The sequence below is a fragment of the Rubellimicrobium mesophilum DSM 19309 genome, assembly GCF_000600335.2.
In the GTDB taxonomy this organism is placed as follows: domain Bacteria; phylum Pseudomonadota; class Alphaproteobacteria; order Rhodobacterales; family Rhodobacteraceae; genus Rubellimicrobium; species Rubellimicrobium mesophilum.
In genome coordinates, this window is sequence record NZ_KK088595.1 from 1 (window position 1) to 16,234 (window position 16,234).

At 64.3% G+C, this 16,234-nt stretch carries 17 protein-coding genes and 2 pseudogenes; 12 read left to right on the plus strand and 7 right to left on the minus strand.

Annotation, left to right across the window (positions count from 1 at the left end; genetic code table 11):
- Positions 1–209 (plus strand): annotated as a pseudogene (locus RUMESO_RS17225) (IS5/IS1182 family transposase); the annotation flags it as partial.
- A 99-nt stretch (positions 210–308) separates the two neighbouring features.
- On the opposite strand, the gene RUMESO_RS24420 reads toward RUMESO_RS17225, so the two are convergent.
- Positions 309–1,066, minus strand: a protein-coding gene (locus RUMESO_RS24420; RefSeq protein ID WP_425414923.1) for an IS5 family transposase whose coding sequence is annotated in 2 segments (ribosomal slippage) — positions 309–728 and positions 731–1,066 — 756 coding nt in all. Because the reading frame shifts where the segments join, the coding sequence is not laid out codon by codon here.
- A 174-nt stretch (positions 1,067–1,240) separates the two neighbouring features.
- Between RUMESO_RS24420 and RUMESO_RS27390 the strand changes: the two are divergent.
- A pseudogene (locus RUMESO_RS27390) lies at positions 1,241–1,339 on the plus strand (threonine/serine dehydratase); the annotation flags it as partial.
- 1 nt (position 1,340) lies between these two features.
- Positions 1,341–1,988: a M20/M25/M40 family metallo-hydrolase gene (locus tag RUMESO_RS17240; protein WP_051521433.1), complete on the plus strand. Its 648-nt coding sequence runs from the start codon at positions 1,341–1,343 to the stop codon at positions 1,986–1,988.
- A 146-nt stretch (positions 1,989–2,134) separates the two neighbouring features.
- Here the strand turns inward: RUMESO_RS17240 and RUMESO_RS17245 are convergent, their stop codons facing one another.
- The gene (locus RUMESO_RS17245; protein ID WP_342670799.1) at positions 2,135–3,037 is read right to left on the minus strand and encodes a threonine ammonia-lyase; all 903 of its coding nucleotides are present in this window, start codon (positions 3,035–3,037) and stop codon (positions 2,135–2,137) included.
- Between the two features lie 22 nt (positions 3,038–3,059).
- Positions 3,060–3,734 carry a transcriptional regulator BetI gene (gene betI, locus RUMESO_RS17250; protein ID WP_051521434.1) on the minus strand — a complete coding sequence of 225 codons (675 nt, stop codon included), beginning with the start codon at positions 3,732–3,734 and terminating at the stop codon, positions 3,060–3,062.
- Positions 3,735–3,868: 134 nt separating this feature from the next.
- On the opposite strand from betI, the gene RUMESO_RS17255 reads away from it, so the two are divergent.
- The 5 genes from RUMESO_RS17255 (at position 3,869) to RUMESO_RS17280 (ending at position 8,741) form a co-directional block, all read left to right on the plus strand.
- Positions 3,869–4,693 carry an alpha/beta fold hydrolase gene (locus tag RUMESO_RS17255; protein ID WP_051521435.1) on the plus strand — a complete coding sequence of 275 codons (825 nt, stop codon included), beginning with the start codon at positions 3,869–3,871 and terminating at the stop codon, positions 4,691–4,693.
- A 205-nt stretch (positions 4,694–4,898) separates the two neighbouring features.
- Positions 4,899–5,969 (plus strand): ABC transporter substrate-binding protein, encoded by a 1,071-nt coding sequence (locus tag RUMESO_RS17265; RefSeq protein WP_211262916.1) that lies wholly within the window; start codon positions 4,899–4,901, stop codon positions 5,967–5,969.
- Between the two features lie 175 nt (positions 5,970–6,144).
- Positions 6,145–7,074, plus strand: a complete 930-nt coding sequence (locus tag RUMESO_RS27395; protein WP_051521436.1) for an ABC transporter ATP-binding protein — start codon at positions 6,145–6,147, stop codon at positions 7,072–7,074.
- A 58-nt stretch (positions 7,075–7,132) separates the two neighbouring features.
- Positions 7,133–7,957: an ABC transporter permease gene (locus RUMESO_RS17275; protein ID WP_211262917.1), complete on the plus strand. Its 825-nt coding sequence runs from the start codon at positions 7,133–7,135 to the stop codon at positions 7,955–7,957.
- The gene (locus tag RUMESO_RS17280) at positions 7,950–8,741 is read left to right on the plus strand and encodes an ABC transporter permease (RefSeq protein WP_051521437.1); all 792 of its coding nucleotides are present in this window, start codon (positions 7,950–7,952) and stop codon (positions 8,739–8,741) included. Before RUMESO_RS17275 ends, RUMESO_RS17280 begins: the two co-directional genes overlap by 8 nt.
- Positions 8,742–8,883: 142 nt before the next feature.
- On the opposite strand, the gene RUMESO_RS17285 is transcribed toward RUMESO_RS17280, so the two are convergent.
- The 4 genes from RUMESO_RS17285 to RUMESO_RS17300 all read right to left on the minus strand — a co-directional run bounded on the left by RUMESO_RS17285 (position 8,884) and on the right by RUMESO_RS17300 (position 12,151).
- Positions 8,884–9,138 (minus strand): hypothetical protein, encoded by a 255-nt coding sequence (locus RUMESO_RS17285; protein WP_037281857.1) that lies wholly within the window; start codon positions 9,136–9,138, stop codon positions 8,884–8,886.
- A gap of 156 nt (positions 9,139–9,294) precedes the next feature.
- The gene (locus tag RUMESO_RS17290) at positions 9,295–9,750 is read right to left on the minus strand and encodes a RidA family protein (protein ID WP_037281859.1); all 456 of its coding nucleotides are present in this window, start codon (positions 9,748–9,750) and stop codon (positions 9,295–9,297) included.
- Entirely contained in the window at positions 9,747–10,964 is a 1,218-nt protein-coding gene (locus tag RUMESO_RS17295; protein ID WP_037281861.1) for a pyridoxal phosphate-dependent aminotransferase, read from the minus strand. Before RUMESO_RS17295 ends, RUMESO_RS17290 begins: the two co-directional genes overlap by 4 nt.
- Before the next feature lie 281 nt (positions 10,965–11,245).
- Positions 11,246–12,151, minus strand: a complete 906-nt coding sequence (locus RUMESO_RS17300; protein ID WP_037281862.1) for a LysR family transcriptional regulator — start codon at positions 12,149–12,151, stop codon at positions 11,246–11,248.
- A gap of 184 nt (positions 12,152–12,335) precedes the next feature.
- Between RUMESO_RS17300 and RUMESO_RS17305 the strand changes: the two genes are divergently transcribed.
- The 4 genes from RUMESO_RS17305 to RUMESO_RS17320 all read left to right on the plus strand — a co-directional run bounded on the left by RUMESO_RS17305 (position 12,336) and on the right by RUMESO_RS17320 (position 16,234).
- Entirely contained in the window at positions 12,336–13,415 is a 1,080-nt protein-coding gene (locus RUMESO_RS17305; protein ID WP_037281863.1) for a Gfo/Idh/MocA family protein, read from the plus strand.
- Between the two features lie 33 nt (positions 13,416–13,448).
- On the plus strand, positions 13,449–14,954 hold the full coding sequence (locus tag RUMESO_RS17310; RefSeq protein WP_037281864.1) for an ABC transporter substrate-binding protein: 1,506 nt from the start codon (positions 13,449–13,451) through the stop codon (positions 14,952–14,954).
- Between the two features lie 63 nt (positions 14,955–15,017).
- Positions 15,018–15,410 (plus strand): nuclear transport factor 2 family protein, encoded by a 393-nt coding sequence (locus RUMESO_RS17315; protein ID WP_037281867.1) that lies wholly within the window; start codon positions 15,018–15,020, stop codon positions 15,408–15,410.
- Positions 15,407–16,234 carry a mycofactocin-coupled SDR family oxidoreductase gene (locus RUMESO_RS17320; RefSeq protein ID WP_037281868.1) on the plus strand — a complete coding sequence of 276 codons (828 nt, stop codon included), beginning with the start codon at positions 15,407–15,409 and terminating at the stop codon, positions 16,232–16,234. Before RUMESO_RS17315 ends, RUMESO_RS17320 begins: the two co-directional genes overlap by 4 nt.

Genomic DNA, 16,234 nt, shown 5'->3' on the forward strand with positions numbered 1-16,234 from the left:
CCAGGCACTTCGGCCGGGCCTTCTGGAAACGGCTGACGGGCTATCACGCCCGAAGTCGGATCGAAGCCCAGATGCTCCGCCTCAAAGCCTTTGGGGACCGCATCGCCTCACGCGACCCCGACCGCCAAGCCGCCGAGATCCACACCCGCATCGCCCTGATGAACCGCTTTTCAGCCCTGGGCAGGGCGGAGATCGTGCGCGCCGTCTGAACCGAAGGGGAAAGGGCCAAGCTCGGCCTCAGACCGAGTTATGCAACAACGCCCAGCCTAAGAGTACCGAACGGCGCTAGGATCTAGGGTCAGGACTCGTTACCGCAGCCAGAAGATGACGGTGGCAGCGACCGCGATGGCGGACAGGAACAGGTCGCCGCAGCGGGTGTAGCGCATGGCTATACCGCGCCAGTCCTTCAGGCGGGCAAAGGCGTTCTCGATGCGGCACCGCTTCTTGTAGAGCTTGCGGTTGTGGGTGGCGGGGCGCTTCCGCTTGCTGCGGGCCGGGATGCAGACCCGTACACCACGGGCCTTCAGCTCGTCCCGCAGCCAGTCGGCATCGTAGCCCTTGTCGCCGATCAGCCTCTTGGCCCGTGGCATCTCGGCCAGGAGCACCAGGGCACCCTTGGCATCGCTCATCTGCCCGGGTGACAGAAAGAAGGTGAGAGGTCGCCCTTTGCCGTCGCTGACCATGTGCAGCTTCGAGTTCAGGCCGCCCTTCGTGCGCCCAATGGCGCGCGGGCGAAGCCCCCTTTTCTGAGGCTCGCCGCCGTGCGGTGGACCTTCAGGTGGGTGCTGTCGATCATCAGGGTGTCGCCCTCCCGGCCAGGCTGGGCCAGAGCGCGGAAGATGCGGGCAAACACCCCCAGGCGCGACCAGCGCACAAAGCGGTTATAAAGCGTCTTGTGAGGTCCGTAGATCGCCGGAGCGTCCTGCCATCTGAGCCCGTTGCGCTGGACATGGATGATCCCGCTCAGCACTCGCCGATCATCTACCCTGGGCTTGCCTCGGGGCTTGGGAAAGTGCGGCCGGAACCGCTCCACCTGCTCGTCTGTCAGCCAGAACTGTCCGGTCATGCTGCCCTCCAAAGTCGGGCCGCATGAATCAGCTAAGCCGCTGAAACACCAGTGCCGTTACAGGTCCTGACCCTAGGCACCTAGCGAACACGTCGGACCTCAATATGAAACGGCCTCTGGGCGGCCGGCGAGTTGCTGCTGCCCATGAGGACCAAGCCAACAAGTGGCGAACCCCTTCTTGCCGACGACGCGCCCCACACCGTCGCGGACGGCCTTAAGGTCCCGCTCAAGGACCTCACCTGGCATTTCGTCCGCACCCACGTCACCGACCTCCATGCAGGTCGTGACCGGGCATAAGGGCGGGCAATCGTACCGGTGCTATCTCGAAGGACTAGCGGCGCACTCGAGCCTGGCCCCGCAGGGGGTGAACGCAATCGAGTACGCGGCTGAGCTCGTGCTGTTTCTGCGCGGCATCGGCGAGGAGCTGGCGGCGGGGCCGCAGGACCCGGACTACGACGTGACCCATTCGACGCTTTCCGTGGGGCTCATCCAGGGTGGCTCGGCGATCAACATCGTGCCGAACACCTGCCAGGTAACCTTCGAGTTCCGCAACCTTGCCGAGGTAGACCAGGAGGGAGTCTTCCGGCGCATCGAGGGCTTCGCGCTCCGGGAGATGCTGCCGCGCATGCAGGCGCGCCATCCAGGGGCCTTGATCCGCTTTGAGCGGATCTACGAATATCCTGCCCACGCGATTGCGGCCGGCGATCCCTTGGTCACGCGTATGAAGCACCTCGTCGGACGAAACGACCACAGCAAGGTCGCCTTTGGCACGGAGGCCGGGTTGTTCCTTCGGGAGCTTGGACTTCCCACTATTGTGTGTGGACCGGGTGCGATCGCCGTGGCGCATAAACCAGACGAGTATGTGGAGCGAACTCAACTCGCTGCCTGCGACGAGTTCATGAGAAAACTTGTGACGAGCTGAGATCATGCATCTGCGGATGGCCTGGTGAGCGCCGAGGCACGCTCTGCAAGCCTTCATGCCAGATAACCCGAGCCACCTACCTGACGGAATAAAAGGGGCAGGACACTGATCGCCAAACCAGGAGCACTCCCCGGTTCCCGTCGCGCTCAGCGGACAATACCCTCCGGGCCGGCGCCGCAGACCAACGCGCCGCATCGGGTCCCCTCAGGCAGGACCACCACTCCGGACTGCAAGGCGGCGATGGCGGCGGCCCCACTCAGGTCGGCGGCGATCCCGAGCTCGAACCAGAGCCAGTGGGCGGCGCTCTGCATCTGCTCATCCGAAACCAGCACCACGTCGTCGACGTGATCGCGGATCAGAGCGAAGACGGCTGCGTCGGTTTCAGCGCAGCTCATGGTCGCCACGCGGCTTGTCACGCGATCGAGATGGACCACGTGTCCGGCGTCCAGGCTCGCCTTCAGAGTGGGTGAGCCTGTGGGCTCGATGCCGATGATGCGGACCGACGGCTTCAGGGCCTTGAGAACGACCGCCATGCCGGAGATCAGGCCGCCACCACCGATGGCGACGAGCACCAATTCGAGATCCGGCACGGCCTCAAGAAGCTCCAGAGCGACCGATCCCTGTCCTGCTACCACCTGCGGGTCAGCAAAGGGGTGGAAGTAGGCCGCGCCCGTGGCCGTGGCCTGGGCAAGCGCCCCTGCGTTCGCCTCGTGCCACACGGCGCCGAGCACCTCGACCCGCGCCCCCCAGCGCCGAAGCTTTTCTCGCTTCTCCTCGGTCGCATTCTCCGTCACAAAGACCGTAGCCGGCACCCCCGCCATGCGGGCCGCCCGCGCGACGGCCAGCCCATGGTTGCCGCCGGAGGCCGTCACGATCCCGCGTGAGATTGCCTCGGGCGGCAGGCTCAGCAGCTTGTTGGTGGCACCCCGCGCCTTGAAGCTCCCTGTCACCTGAAGGTTCTCGAGCTTGAGCGTGAGTCGGGCGCCTGTAACCGGCTCGGCCAAGGCTGACACCTCGAGAACCGGTGTCCGCCGGATATGAGGCGCGATGCGCGCAGCCGCGCCCTAGACGTCAGCCAGAGTGATCATGCAGTCCCGGCGCCTTGTTCAACGTCGCAGCCCTTGCTGCGACAGGTGGACCTTTAGCTCTTCGCTCCGGACATTGGACGTTACCCTCGACCGCCCGCCGCAGATAGGCCCGACAGATCCGGCGGGCGTCATCCATCTGGAAGCTGTCGGGGTCGATGAACTGCCGGATCCAGAATCCGTCGATCATGGCATAGAGACCGAGATACGTCTCTGCGACCTGTTCCCTAGGGATGAGTTGGGCCAGTGCCCAGCAGATGTTCGAGCGAAAGCGGCGGTTTACTGTCCGTTGTAGCGCGGCAAGGCGGGGATGGACCGGAAGTTGAGCCCAGAACGCTCGCCAAGCAAGAGCCGCGCCAGGGCGCAACTGATCCGGCTGGAGGCAGCCGTCGATGATCGCGTGAAGACGGTCGAGCGGGGAGGGCTCCTTCGGCGTAAGGCGCCGGATCTCCAGCGCCAGATCACGCGTCAGGCGACGGAGCGTTGCCTCGAGGAGGTCCTCCTTCCCGTCGAAGTAGTGGTTCACGAGCCCTGGTGACACCCCGGCTTCCTCGGCGATTGTGGCCAAGGTTGTGTCCGAGAGACCGTGCATCGCTATGGAGGTGATGGCCGCATCGATGAGCTCACTCCGCCGGTAGTCCCGGATCTTTCTCTTTGCCACCACATCCTCCTCACTGCCTCGCTAACCAGCACGACCGACATTGTTGTCCAAGTGAACAAGATTTTGTTTGACTCAACAAGATCCAGCCACCTAGCCTCTGCCCTCAAGTGATGCGCACGCCAGGAGGCTTGTGAGTGCCCTTTCTCGACCTCGACGACGCAAGACTCTGGTATATTCAGGAAGGGAGCGGGCCCGACATCGTTTGGATTCCCGGTGGCGATAACGTGGCCGAGGACTGGGCAGACCAGATTGCGGCCTTCTCCAAAGACTACCGCTCCACGGCCTTTGACCCTCGAGGGGCCGGCCGGACCGAGAGCCGGCGCCCGCCGCCTTGGTCCATCGCTGACATGGCGCGGGATTGCGCGGAGCTGATCCGGTCTAGATGCAAGCCGCCGGTGGTTGTGGCGGGGCTGTCGATGGGGTCGTTGGTCGCGCTGCAGGTCGCCATCGATCATCCTGAGCTCGTCCGGTGTGCTATCCCGCTAGGGACCACTGCAAAGGCGACAGGGTTCTGCCGCGATTGGATGATCGCCGAGGTCGAGTTCCGCAAAGCCGGGGGTCGGCTTCCACCGGAGTTCGCAATCCACCACTACGGCGCGTTCATGTATCCCTCGGAGGTTCTCGGGAACGACGAGTTGTGGTCCCGCCTCAAGCCGTTCATCGCCCGCAGCTATGGTGAACGGGAAGGCGACTATCTGGTGGCCCAATGGCAGGCCTGCATCGACTTCGATGTCGAGGGGCCGCTCCAGAGCTGTCAGGTGCCGATCCACGTAATCGGCTTTTCCCAGGACATGCAGACGCCTCCGGCGCTCGGGCGTCGGGTCGCTGAACTCGCGCCTCGTGGAGCCTTCCACCTGCTGCAGGGGCTGGCCCACCTCTCCCTGGCTGGGCATCGGCCTGAGGTGGTCAACGGGGAGATCCGCCGGATTGTGGAGCAGTATCACCAGGAGCTCGTATGACTGTAGGCAATCCGGGCGAGTTCGCGAGGCGGGCCGTCACTGCAGTCGGCTTGCAAGGCGAGTGCATCGACGGCCACGGGGTCTGGCCCATCTTCAACCGCGGTGCGCTCTGCAGGGAACCGCTCCAGCGCGCTTGGCCATTCGAGCGGCTGAGCACCTTCAAATACATCCCGGACAACGTCCGGAGCCTCTACGAGTCCCTTTGATGCGGGAGAAGCAGATGCAACGTCGCCACTTCCTTAGAACCAGCACGGCCTTTGCGGTGGGAGCTGCCGCGGGCCTGAGGCTCCGCCCGGCAATTGCTCAGGAGGGGGGAACTCTGCGCCTCCTGACGTGGGAGGGTTACGCCGACGACGCCTGGGTGAAGAACTTCGAGGATGCGCACGGCGTGCAAGTCGCGAAGACCTATGTCGGCTCGAACGACGAGTACATGGCGAAGCTGGCGGCCGGCGGGGGGGACTACGACCTCGTCGTCATCGTGAGTTCGCTGGGTCGCCGTGCGATCAACGCGGGCTTCGTCGAGCCCCTCGACCTCAGCCTCATCCCCAACTTCCAGTCTATCTATCCGCGCCTGCAGTCGGGGGGCTTCATCCGGAAGGACGACCAGGTCTTCGGGGCCCCGACCTTCGTCGCAATCTCGCCTATTACGGTTAACACCGAGGTCATCCCGGAAGGGAACGACTTCGGCCTCCTCTTCGACGAGCGCTTCGCGGGACGCATCGCGATGTGGGACGACGTGTCGACACTCGGCGACGTGGCCGCGTGGATGGGCATCGAGGACGTCTGGAACATGTCGGACGACCAACTCGAGGCCGTCAAGCAGAAGCTGATCGAGCAGAAGCCGATGGTCCGCACCTATTGGTCCCAGGCCGGTGAGGCCATTGACCTCTTCATGAACGGAGAGGTCGTGATCTCGAATTCCTGGAGCTACATCACCTCGGAGCTAAAGGCGCGAGGGCTGCCCGTGCGCGAGTTTTACGGCTCCCCGCCCTCTGCCGCTGTGGATTCCCACTTCATCGTCAGTGGCACGCCCAGCCGCGAACTCGCTCACGCCTTCATCGATCATATCCTGTCGCCCCAATCCCAGGGCGCCATCGCGGAGATCAGCGGCTATACCCCGAGCAACCCGCAGTCGGTTGACTTCATGCCGGCCGAGACATGGAAGACCATGGGCTTGGATGCCGTCGGCGAGGTGGTCGAGCGCATGAACATCTGGGAGGATATTCCTCGCCGGTCTCGCTACCTCGAAGTGCTGAGCGAGGTGAAGGCGGCCTGACGGATGCTGAGTCACGCAACCGCCGCCCCCAACGACGTCGTCATCCGCCTCGACCGGGTCTCGAGGTCGTTTGGGGCGGCACAGGCGCTCAAGGGCTTGTCACTCGAGGTCCGACGGGGTGAGTTCCTGACCCTTCTGGGGGCCAAGCGGTTGCGGCAAGACAACCACGCTCCGAATGATCGGCGGCTTCGAAGTTCCGGACACCGGCTCCGTGATCATCAACGGGCAGGATGTGACCAACGTCCCGCCGTTCCACAGGGACGTGAACACCGTCTTCCAGAGCTACGCGCTGTTCCCGCACCTGTCGGTGTTCGAGAACGTGGCGTATCCCCTGCGCATCCGCCGGTTGCGAACTGCGGAGATCCGCGATCGTGTGGGCGCCATGCTCGAGCGTGTGAACCTCAGCGACAAGGCGAACCGCTATCCGCACGAACTCAGCGGCGGGCAGAGGCAGCGGGTCGCGCTGGGGCGGGCGCTCATCAATGAGCCCGCCGTCCTCCTCCTCGACGAGCCCCTGAGTGCGCTGGATGCCAAGCTTCGCCGCTCCATGCAGATGGAGCTCCGGCGCATGCATACAGAGTTGGGCCTCACGTTTGTCTGCGTGACGCACGACCAAGAGGAAGCGCTCGTAATGAGCGACCGCATCGCCGTTCTGGAGAGTGGTCAGATCGCCCAGATCGGGACACCAGAGAAGGTGTTCGAAGCACCGGCCAATCGCTTCGTGGCTGACTTCATCGGCGGCTGCAACTTCCTGCCCGTGGTCGCCCGGCCCGGTGGAACACTGGCGCTGACAGATCCCGGTCAAGAGGGCAGGGGAGCCAATCACGCCACTCTTGCAGTTCGTCCAACTAGTCTTCGGCTTGGCGCCGCCCCGGACCCGGTCGCATTCTCAGCAACAGGTCGGGTGAAGGATGTCGTCTACCTAGGATCGTTGCTGCGGGTGATGGTCCAACTGAGCCCTCAGGTGGAGGCCGCCGTCGAAGTCGACCGCGATGCCGCGAGAGAACTGAGCTTGCACAACGGGAGTTTGGCGACGCTCTGGGCAAGGCGCGAGGACATCAGCCTCTTTGAGCGTGGGGAGCGGGGACAACGTGTCTGTCTCTGAGCTCGCAGCGCACCCTGAACCTGCGGGGAGACGGACCGCAGACCGGCGGCGCTGGATCTTGGCCGTCATCTTCCTTGGGCCCGCGGCGCTTTACGCGCTTGTCTTTCTGATCCTGCCATACGCGAACCTGCTCGCCTACAGCTTCTGGAAGGTCGAGAACTACGCAGTCGTCCGGGATTTTAATCTGGGCAACTTCCAGCGCGCCATCACTGGCTCATCTTACCTGCCCGTCCTGGGCAACTCGCTTCTGGTGGCTGTCATAGTGACCGCCATCTCTGCGGTGCTGGGATATGCACTTGCCTTCTACGTGGCGTTCTTCACCGGCCGGGCGCGACACACGCTGTTCTTCCTCATGGTCATCCCGCTGTGGACCAGCTTCCTGCTCCGAGCGTTCATCTGGAGGCTCATTTTGGGGCGAGAGGGGATCATCAACTCGGGGCTGTCCTGGCTGGGGGTGACCGACGAGCCCATCTCGGTCCTACTCTTCAACCGCTTCAGCGTCTGCATCGCGCTCGTCTATGTCTTCGTACCGTTTGTCGCCATCCCCGTCTATGCGGCACTGGAAAAGATCCCTCGCGAGGCCATCGAAGCCAGCATGGATCTGGGCGCAACGGCCGCGACGACATTCCGACGCGTGATCCTGCCCCTGAGCATCCCAGGCATCGTCGCGGGCGGCATTGTCACGTTCTGCCTGAGCTTTGGCGATTTCGTCGCACCAGCCCTCCTCGGCGGGCCAAGCGGACTGATGATCTCCAGCGTGATCATCACCCAGTTTGGGTCGGCCTTTGACTGGCCCTTCGGAAGCGCCTTGGCCGTGATCGTCATCGTGATCATTGGCACGGCAGTAATCTTGGCTCGGAGGCTCGAGCGGCGCCATGGATGAGAGCTTCGTGCGGTGGTCCCGTGGAACCAAGCGCATCGCGACCACTCTTGGGATTGGGGTATTCTTCTTTCTCTATGCGCCGCTGCTGGTCCTGATCGTCTTTTCCTTCAGTGGCGCGCGGACGCTGTCCCTCCCTATAGAGTCGTGGACACTCGACTGGTACCGCGAACTCGCGGCCGACGAGGACCTGAAGCGCGCGGCTCTCAACAGCCTCAAAGTCGCTGCTGCCGTGGTGCCGCTGACGTTGCTGCTTGGGGTCCCGGCCGGCTATGCTTTGGGTCGCTTTGCGTTCCGGGGGAGCCAGGTCGTTGAGCATCTCCTCACCTTGCCTTTGATGATCCCCGGCATCGTCACGGGACTCTCAATCCTTCTCCTGCTCAAGGCCTTCGGTCTGCCGCTGTCGCTGTGGGCCGTGGTCCTGGGCCACGCCGTCGCCTGGTTGCCGGTGGTGATAGGGCAGGTGATGGCGCGCCTGTCGCGCCTCGATCCGTTGATGGAGGAGGCCAGCCTCGATCTGGGCGCGGGGTATCTGGAGACGTTCCTCAGGGTCGTTCTGCCGAACCTGAGTGCGGCCGTCATTGGGGGTGGTCTCCTGGTCTTCACGTTGAGCTTCGACGAGGTGGCGATCACCTTCCTACTGACCGGCTCGGAGAACACGTTGCCGATGCAGATCTGGGCCATGCTGCGACAGGGCGTGACCCCGGAGATCTGCGCCGTGGCGACGCTCACCATTCTCGCCTCGGCGGCGCTCATTGCTCTCAGTGTGCGCCTTGGCCGGCGGTGATGGCGGTGGCGGGTCTGCGCCACCCCATTCGGGGACTCTCATAATCTACTAACGTCGCACCCATGCGGCGCAACGAGGCCGCGCGGCCAAGCTCGACCGCCCGGTGGTCGACCGGGGGTCTAGCTCCTCCTCAGGACTAACCTCAAAGCTGGTCCATCTGGCGGCGTACGGCCTCAACGATCAGGCGGAACTCGTCAGCAACGGCCGCCTCGATGGCGAACTCTGGGGAGGGCTCCACGACACCGGGATCCTCCTCGTGGTCGCGAAAGACACTGCGCTCCTCCAATGCGTCAAGGAGCGTGGGGTCCTGCCGGCCCAGACGGACCAGGATCTCAGCCAGCACCTTGCGTTGCGCGATGAGACGGCCTTCGAGGATCTCGGGCGAGGCGGGGTTCATGGTGCGCTCCTTTCTGCCCCGAACGCGGTGCTTAGCTCCGCCGTTCCTCTGGGTTCTGCGCTGTTCGACCTCTCCAGCCGCCCCGTCCATAAGCAGAACCGCACTGCCACCCTTGCTGAGTGGCGGCAGCTCTGCGCGGCCTAAGGTCAGCCGCACCTACCCAAACAGAGACTGGTTCGCATCCCTCTGACCGCACCCTGCTACTAGCTGGATCTCAACGGGAGAGCCAGAAGGTAAGCTGGCGACGCCAACGGCGGCGCGGCTGCCGATGCCGGCTGGGCCGAGCTGCTCGAAGAAGTAGTCGGAGGCGAAATCGGCGAGGCGCGTATGGAGCGTGAAATCCGGCTCCGCGGCGACGAAGACGGTCATGTTGAGGACGGCCGTTACGTCCTCCCCCTCCCCGACCGCGCTGCGGGCGGCGGCGAGCGCATTGGCGGCGGCGAGGACGACCGCATCCTTCCAGTCCTCCAGGGCCGCGGCGGCGCCGATCTTGGCGGCAACAGTCAACACGCCGTCGCGGCGCGGTGTCATGCCGGAGGTGAACACCAGGTCGCCGAAGCGCCTCGCCGGAACGTAGCGGCCCTGCGGGACCGGCGTGCTCAGCACGGTCACCTGCGGTACCGCTCGATCAGGTCCGCCGCCCGCCCGATGGCCGCGACGGCGGCCCGGTGGTCCTGCGAGAAGTTGAGCCGAATGCTGCCGAGCGAATGCGGCCCAAACTCGGCGCCTGGGGTCACGGTCACACCTGCTTGCCGGCGCAAAATACGCACGAAGTCCTGCGTCGGGACGGCGAGTTCCGGGAGTTTTGGGAAGATGTAGCTGCCTGCTTCGGGCGAGCGGACCTCAAGTCTGGGCACGGGACCGAGCACGGCCAGCAGGTCGTCGCGGATAGCCTGGTGCAGGCGGATGCGCTCGGCGAGCCAGCCTTCCGGTTCGGCGAACCAGGTTTTTAGCACCGCCTGGCTGTAGCCGGGCGCCCTGAGCGAGACGATGGCCTGGAGCTTTTCCATGCGGTCGATCAGCCGCGTCGAGCCAAAGGCAACACCGAGCCGGTACCCGCTGAGCGACTCGGTCTTGGACGGACCCATGATAGTGAGGACGTTTTCGGGATCCACCCGGCCGGCGCGCAGATGCGCATAGCTGCGCCCCTCGTAAAGGAGCCGCGAATACAGCTGGTCGACGATCACCGTCGCGCCATAGCGCCCGGCCAGGCCCGCGATCTCGGCGATCTCCGCTTCGGAATAGATCACCCCGACGGGATTGTTGGGATTGGAGAACAGGAAGACCTTTGCGCCGGACCGGAAGGCGTCTTCCAGTTGGCTCAGGTCAAGGCCGGCCTGGTCGCTCGTCTGGTGATAGTTCAGCGTCACCGGGACGAGGATGGCGCCGAAGAACTCGACCAGCTTGCGGTTGGCGAAATAGTCGGGCTGGACGATGGCAACCTTGTCGCCCGCCCCCGCCGTCGCCGCCACGGCAAGAAAAAGCGCTCCCTGAGTGCCGGGCGTGATGATCAGCCCTTGGTCGGCCGAAATCGGTGCACCGGTAAAGGCAGCGAGACGTTCAGCCAGCATCTCGCGGATCGCCCCGCTGCCGCGATATTCGGTATAGGCCTGGCCGCTACCGGGAGCCACGCCGGCGCTGAAGGCCTCGAAGGCGCCCGGCGTCGGAAGGAAGGCGTCGACGTCGCCGTGCGAAAAGTCGACCGGCGTGCCGAGCAGGGTCTCGCCGCGCAGAAGGTCTGACAGCCCGCTCGCCGACTGGCGGACCTCCTGCCCCGGCGCATTGTCGGTCGCGAGCTTGGCGTACTTGGCTTCGAGCGTATCCATAAAATTCCCGTCCATCCGATGCTGCCGTCAATGTGCCAAGCCGACTCTGAAGGCAGTTCCGGAGCGGCTCCCGCATTGGTCGGTTTACCCGTTCCGGTGACCGGGAGTCCTCCCGATAAGGGCAGCACGGCGGAAACTCGGAGCTAATCCCAACCAAGGCAAGATGCCTCGGACTAGCTTTAGACGATAGAAAATGTTTGCGAACATCGTCCCCCAACAAGCTTAGTCTGATGAGTGTGACACGTGCGTGGCCGGTGCCTGTACCACTCAGCAATGGTCGGCTACGCCGATGCCTGTCTCGTGTGGCCGTTCTGGCCTTCCCTCGGCAACCCGCTTGTTCCTTCGAGAATGGCGAGGATGACGCGGGTCTGCAGCGAGGAACGGTTCCACACCATGCCGATCCGGCGGATGAAGCGCCGGTCGTAGATCACCCACTTCTTCAGCGACAGACCTTCGGGCCAGGGCGGCGCCCAATCCGGAACGAGCGACACGCCGAGGCCGCTGTTGACCATTATCGCGATCGCCTCCAAGGCATCGAGTTCTAGCCGTTCGTGGGGCTTGATGTTACATAGCCGAAGATAGCTGTCGGCCAGCCGACCGCCCCAATGGTTGCGGTCGTAGCGCACGAAAGGCTGCTCGGTGAGGAGGGCATGAGGATCGCTGAGATTCATGTCCGACGGCACGATCAGGGTGAGGGGCTCCTCCCGGATTGCCTGCCAGTCGCATTCCTTGGGGATAGCGAAGGGCGGTTCGACCAAGATGGCGCCATCCAGATCGCCGCTGATCACTCTGCGATAAAGGTCTATGGACGTGCCCGGCGCGATGTAGAAGGTGAGGCTGGGATAGAGGTCCTTCACTCGCTTCAGGATGCTTGGCAGGATCCCCGTCAGCGCAGTGGACACGGCGCCGAGGCGGAGCTCGCCGGCGGGGACATCGAGCGCAGCGGCGGCCTTTAGGGCCCGCAGGGATTGCAGCAGGCTCCCGGAACGCTCGTAAACGGCGCGCCCGGCCTCGGTAGGGCGCACATTGCGGCCGACCCGGATTATAAGCTGAGCGTCCAGTTCGGCCTCAAGTGCCTGAACGCGCTGCGCGATGGCCGCCGATGTCAAGTTCATTCGGCGGGCGGCTTCAGCAATCGAGCCGAGCTCCACGACGCTGACGAAGGTTTGGAGGAAGCGCGTATCCACAACATTTTCCTTTGTCTGAACTTACAAGAAACCATGTTGCCTTCGCTCCGGGAAGCCGTGAACCTGCCCCTCGGCATAAGAAGGGGATGCCGGCAATCGGTATGAATCAGAAATCATCCTTGCTGCCGGGCAGAGTCTGCCAGTGCCGTTCCTCAGGAATCGGCGGCACGCGGAGCTTTCTGCTGTGACCCTGCGGTGTGCCTTGATCGGAGCCGGCGACTGGATGGCAAGCGCCTTGCTCCCTGCTTTGAGGGCTCAAGCTGACATCGAGGTAGTTGGCGTTGTCGCTGCGACGCTTTCGGAAGCGCAGAGCTTTGCAGCGGCGCACCATATTGGACGCGCTTACGCCACCCTTCCCGAGCTTCTCGAGGCGGAAAAACAGCTGAAGCTGGGGGTGATCGCCACGCCCGACCACGTCCACGCCGAGGCGGTGTCGGCGCTGCTTTTAGCAGGCGTGGCAGCCTATTGCGAGAAGCCGCTTGCCAACTCGGCCGGCAATGCCCAGGAGCTTGTTGCGCTCGGGCGGCGGACGGGCGTGACCGCCACCGTCGGCTATTCCTTCCGGTTCACCCCCGCTCTTCAGGCGCTTAAGCGCGACCTCGCTGCAGGCCGGCTCGGCGAGCCCTGGCTGATCGAGTTGGCGGAGCACAACCCTCAGTTCCACCCCGACAGCGGCAAGCCCCTGAACTGGAAGGGCGACCCTGCCCAGGCCGCAGGCGGCGCGTTGTTCGAATATGGCTCGCACGTGATCGACATGGCCGCCTGGCTGCTGGGGCCGATTGCGCGGGTATCGTCATCGCTGAAGCGGGTCCTCCCGGGTGCTCGTCTCGACGACATCGCCACTCTGCAGATGGAATTCCAGAACGGCAGCACGGGGCTGCTGATTTCCAGCTGGCTGCTGTCCGGCGGCTTTCCCGGCATCCGCATCCGCCTCCATGGTTCGCAGGCGCTTGGGGAAGTCTGGGTCGACGACCGCCTGGAGGGCGGACAGCGCTATCGTCTGTCGCCGGCGCTCGGTTCCGGCGGGGAAGACCAGCCGATCGAGCCGATGCGCGGCACCCGCACTGATGCCGTGGGGCGTCACATGGCCGCCTTGCTTTCCGCCATTCGTGGAGACGGCGGCGGCAATCTCCGGACCCTGCCTACGCTGGAGCAGGCTGCCCATGTTCAGGACGTCCTCGAAGCATCCCTCAATGCCACCTCGGCCTGGCAAGACGTGGCCGGCACTTCGTCACCTTTGATCAGGGAACAGGAGAACACCTAGATGAATGCCCTAAGGAGCTGGCGTGCTGGCCTGATGGCCGGCGTTGCATTCGGTCTCGTTCCAGTGCTGGCGCTACCGGCGGTCGCCCAGGATGCCGAGGGTGGCACGCTGACCGTTGCGCGCCCGGCGGACATCTTCACCTTCGATCCCTACAACACCCAGGACGACCGTTCGATCTTTACCGAGCTGACCGTCTACGAGCGGCTGGTGCGGCTGTCGGAAGACGGCACCTCCGTCGAGCCGGAACTGGCCACCGAATGGAGCGTCGCCGAAGACGGGCTTTCGGCCGAGTTCACCCTCCGCGATGGCGTGCAGTTCTGGAACGGCGACCCGCTGACGGCCGAGGACGTGGTGTTCTCGCTCACTCGCGCCATTGACCAAGCCGGCTCCTGGGGCTTCCTGTTCTCCCCGGTGCAGTCGGTCGAGGCCGTGGACGAAAATACCGTCCGCCTGACCATGTCGCAGCCGTTTGCTCCGCTGCTGCCGGCCCTCTCGACCTTCGCCGCAAGCATCTACCAGAAGGCCCATTTCGAGGAACAGGGCGAAGCCGCCGGCGAAAGCCCGATGGGCACCGGTGCCTTCATGCTGGAAAGCTGGAACAAGGGCCAGGACCTCACCCTCGTCCGCAATCCAAACTACTGGCAGGAAAGCAAGCCGACGCTCGAGCGCGTCGTGTTCCGCGTCGTCGGCGACGACAATGCCCGCATGCTGCAGCTGGCCTCGGGCGAGGTCGACATCGCCACCGACGTTCCCCCGGGACAGGTGGAGCAGGCAACGGCCAACGGAGCCGAGATCGTGACTGTGCCGGGAAGTGCCGTCGGCTTTGTCACCATCAACGGCCAGGTCGAACCGTTCGACGAAGCCTCGGTCCGCTGCGCCATGGCTTATGCCGTCGACCGCGAGTCGATCGCCCAGGCGGTGTATTTCGGCCGCGCCACGCCGGCGAAGTCGATCCTGCCGAGCTCAACCTTCTTCTATGACGCCGACACCAATCCGATCACCTTCGATCTCGCCAAGGCTCGCGAGCTGCTGGCATCGAGCGAGATGCCGGACGGCTTCACCTTCACCGCGACCGTGCCGAGCGGCGATACGACCCGTCTCGCGATTGCGCAGATCTGGGCCGCCTCGCTCGCCGAGATCGGCATCACGATGAACATCGAGCAGGTGGAAGCGACTACGGCGCAGGAGATGTACAACACCGAGCAGTACACGATGCGCATCTCCTCGTGGACCAACGATACCCCCGATCCCGACGAACTGATGGGCGTGGCGATGGACTACGAGCCGCAGAACGGCCTCCACAGCGGCTATCGCAACGACGAAGCGCGCGACCTCGTGCTGGCCGGACGCGCCGAACCCGATTCCGAAAAGCGCCAGGAGATCTATTCCGAGCTGCAGGAAATCGTGAACCGCGACTGCCCGTTCATCTACACCGTCGAGGAAGAGCGCATCTTCGCCATCTCGCCGAACGTGGAGGGCTTTGCCCCCAATTCGCAGGGCAAGTACTCCCTGGAGAACGTGACCCTCGCGTCCGGGTAAACCCTGCGTCCGCCGCTGCGGCGGCCCTTCCGGCTGCCGCAGCCTTTTCTGTTGAGGAACACCATGGCCGTTGCCGATCCCAAAGCCTGGGTAGCCAATGTCGAACGCCTGTACCGCGCCAACGACGCCGAGGGGGTGAGCGCTCTCTACACCGAGGACGCCATCACCATCTTCGGCAGCCGCATCCTGTCGCCCGAGGAAGTGCACGCGCATCCCAAGGAATGGTTCGAGTCGCTGCTCGAATACGAGATCGAGCGCACCTTCCGGGCGGCCACTGGCGACATCATCGTCAGCGAGACACTGGCCAGCTACATCAAGAAGGAAGATGGCAAGCGCTATCGCGAGTTCGGCGTCGACGTATATTGGGTCAACGACCAAGGGAAGATCTACCACAAGCACACCTCCGAAGTAGTCGAGCCCTTTGATCTGCGGCCGCTGCCGCCGAGGAACCCGTGAGCGGTCGACTCGAGGGCAAGGTCGCCATTGTCACCGGCGCCGCCCGCGGCATCGGCCGCGCTGTGTCCTTGCGCTTTGCCCAGGAGGGCGCGCGGGTAGCGCTGGTCGATATCGCTCGGGATGTACCGGGCGTACCTTATCCCGGGTCCAACCGCGAACAGCTCGAGGCGAGCGCCGCGGGTTGCCGGGGCACCGGCGTAGAAGCACTCGCGCTGACCGCCGACGTCACCAGCAGCGCCGAACTCGACAGCGCCGTGGCAGAAGTTTTAGAGAAATGGGGCCGGATCGACATCCTGGTCACGGCGGCCGGTATTGACTCCTGGGGCAAGGCCTGGGAGCTCACCGACGACCAGTGGCAAAAGATGCTTGACGTGAACCTGTCCGGAGTCTGGCGCTCGGCCAAGTCGGTGAGCCCGACCTTCATCGAGCAGAAGTCCGGTGCCATGGTTCTGATCGGTTCGGTGCTGAGCCACCGCGCCAACAAGGAGTTTGCTCATTATACGGCCGCAAAGCATGGTGTTCTCGGCCTCACCCGGGCCTTCGGACTCGAACTCGCTCCTTATGGCGTGCGCGTCAATTCGGTAGACCCGACGGTCGTCTTCACCGACATGGTGATGAACCAGGCCTATCTCGACCGCCTGGGCGGGCACGAGGGCACTACGCTCGACGAAGCCAAGGCCTATTACTTGCGCTGGAACACCCTGCCAATTCCCTGGGTCGAGCCGGTCGACGTTGCGAATGCCTGCCTGTTCCTCGCCTCCGATGAGGCACGCGGCATTACCGGCGTGGCCCTACCGGTGGATTTGGGAGCCATGCTGAAATGA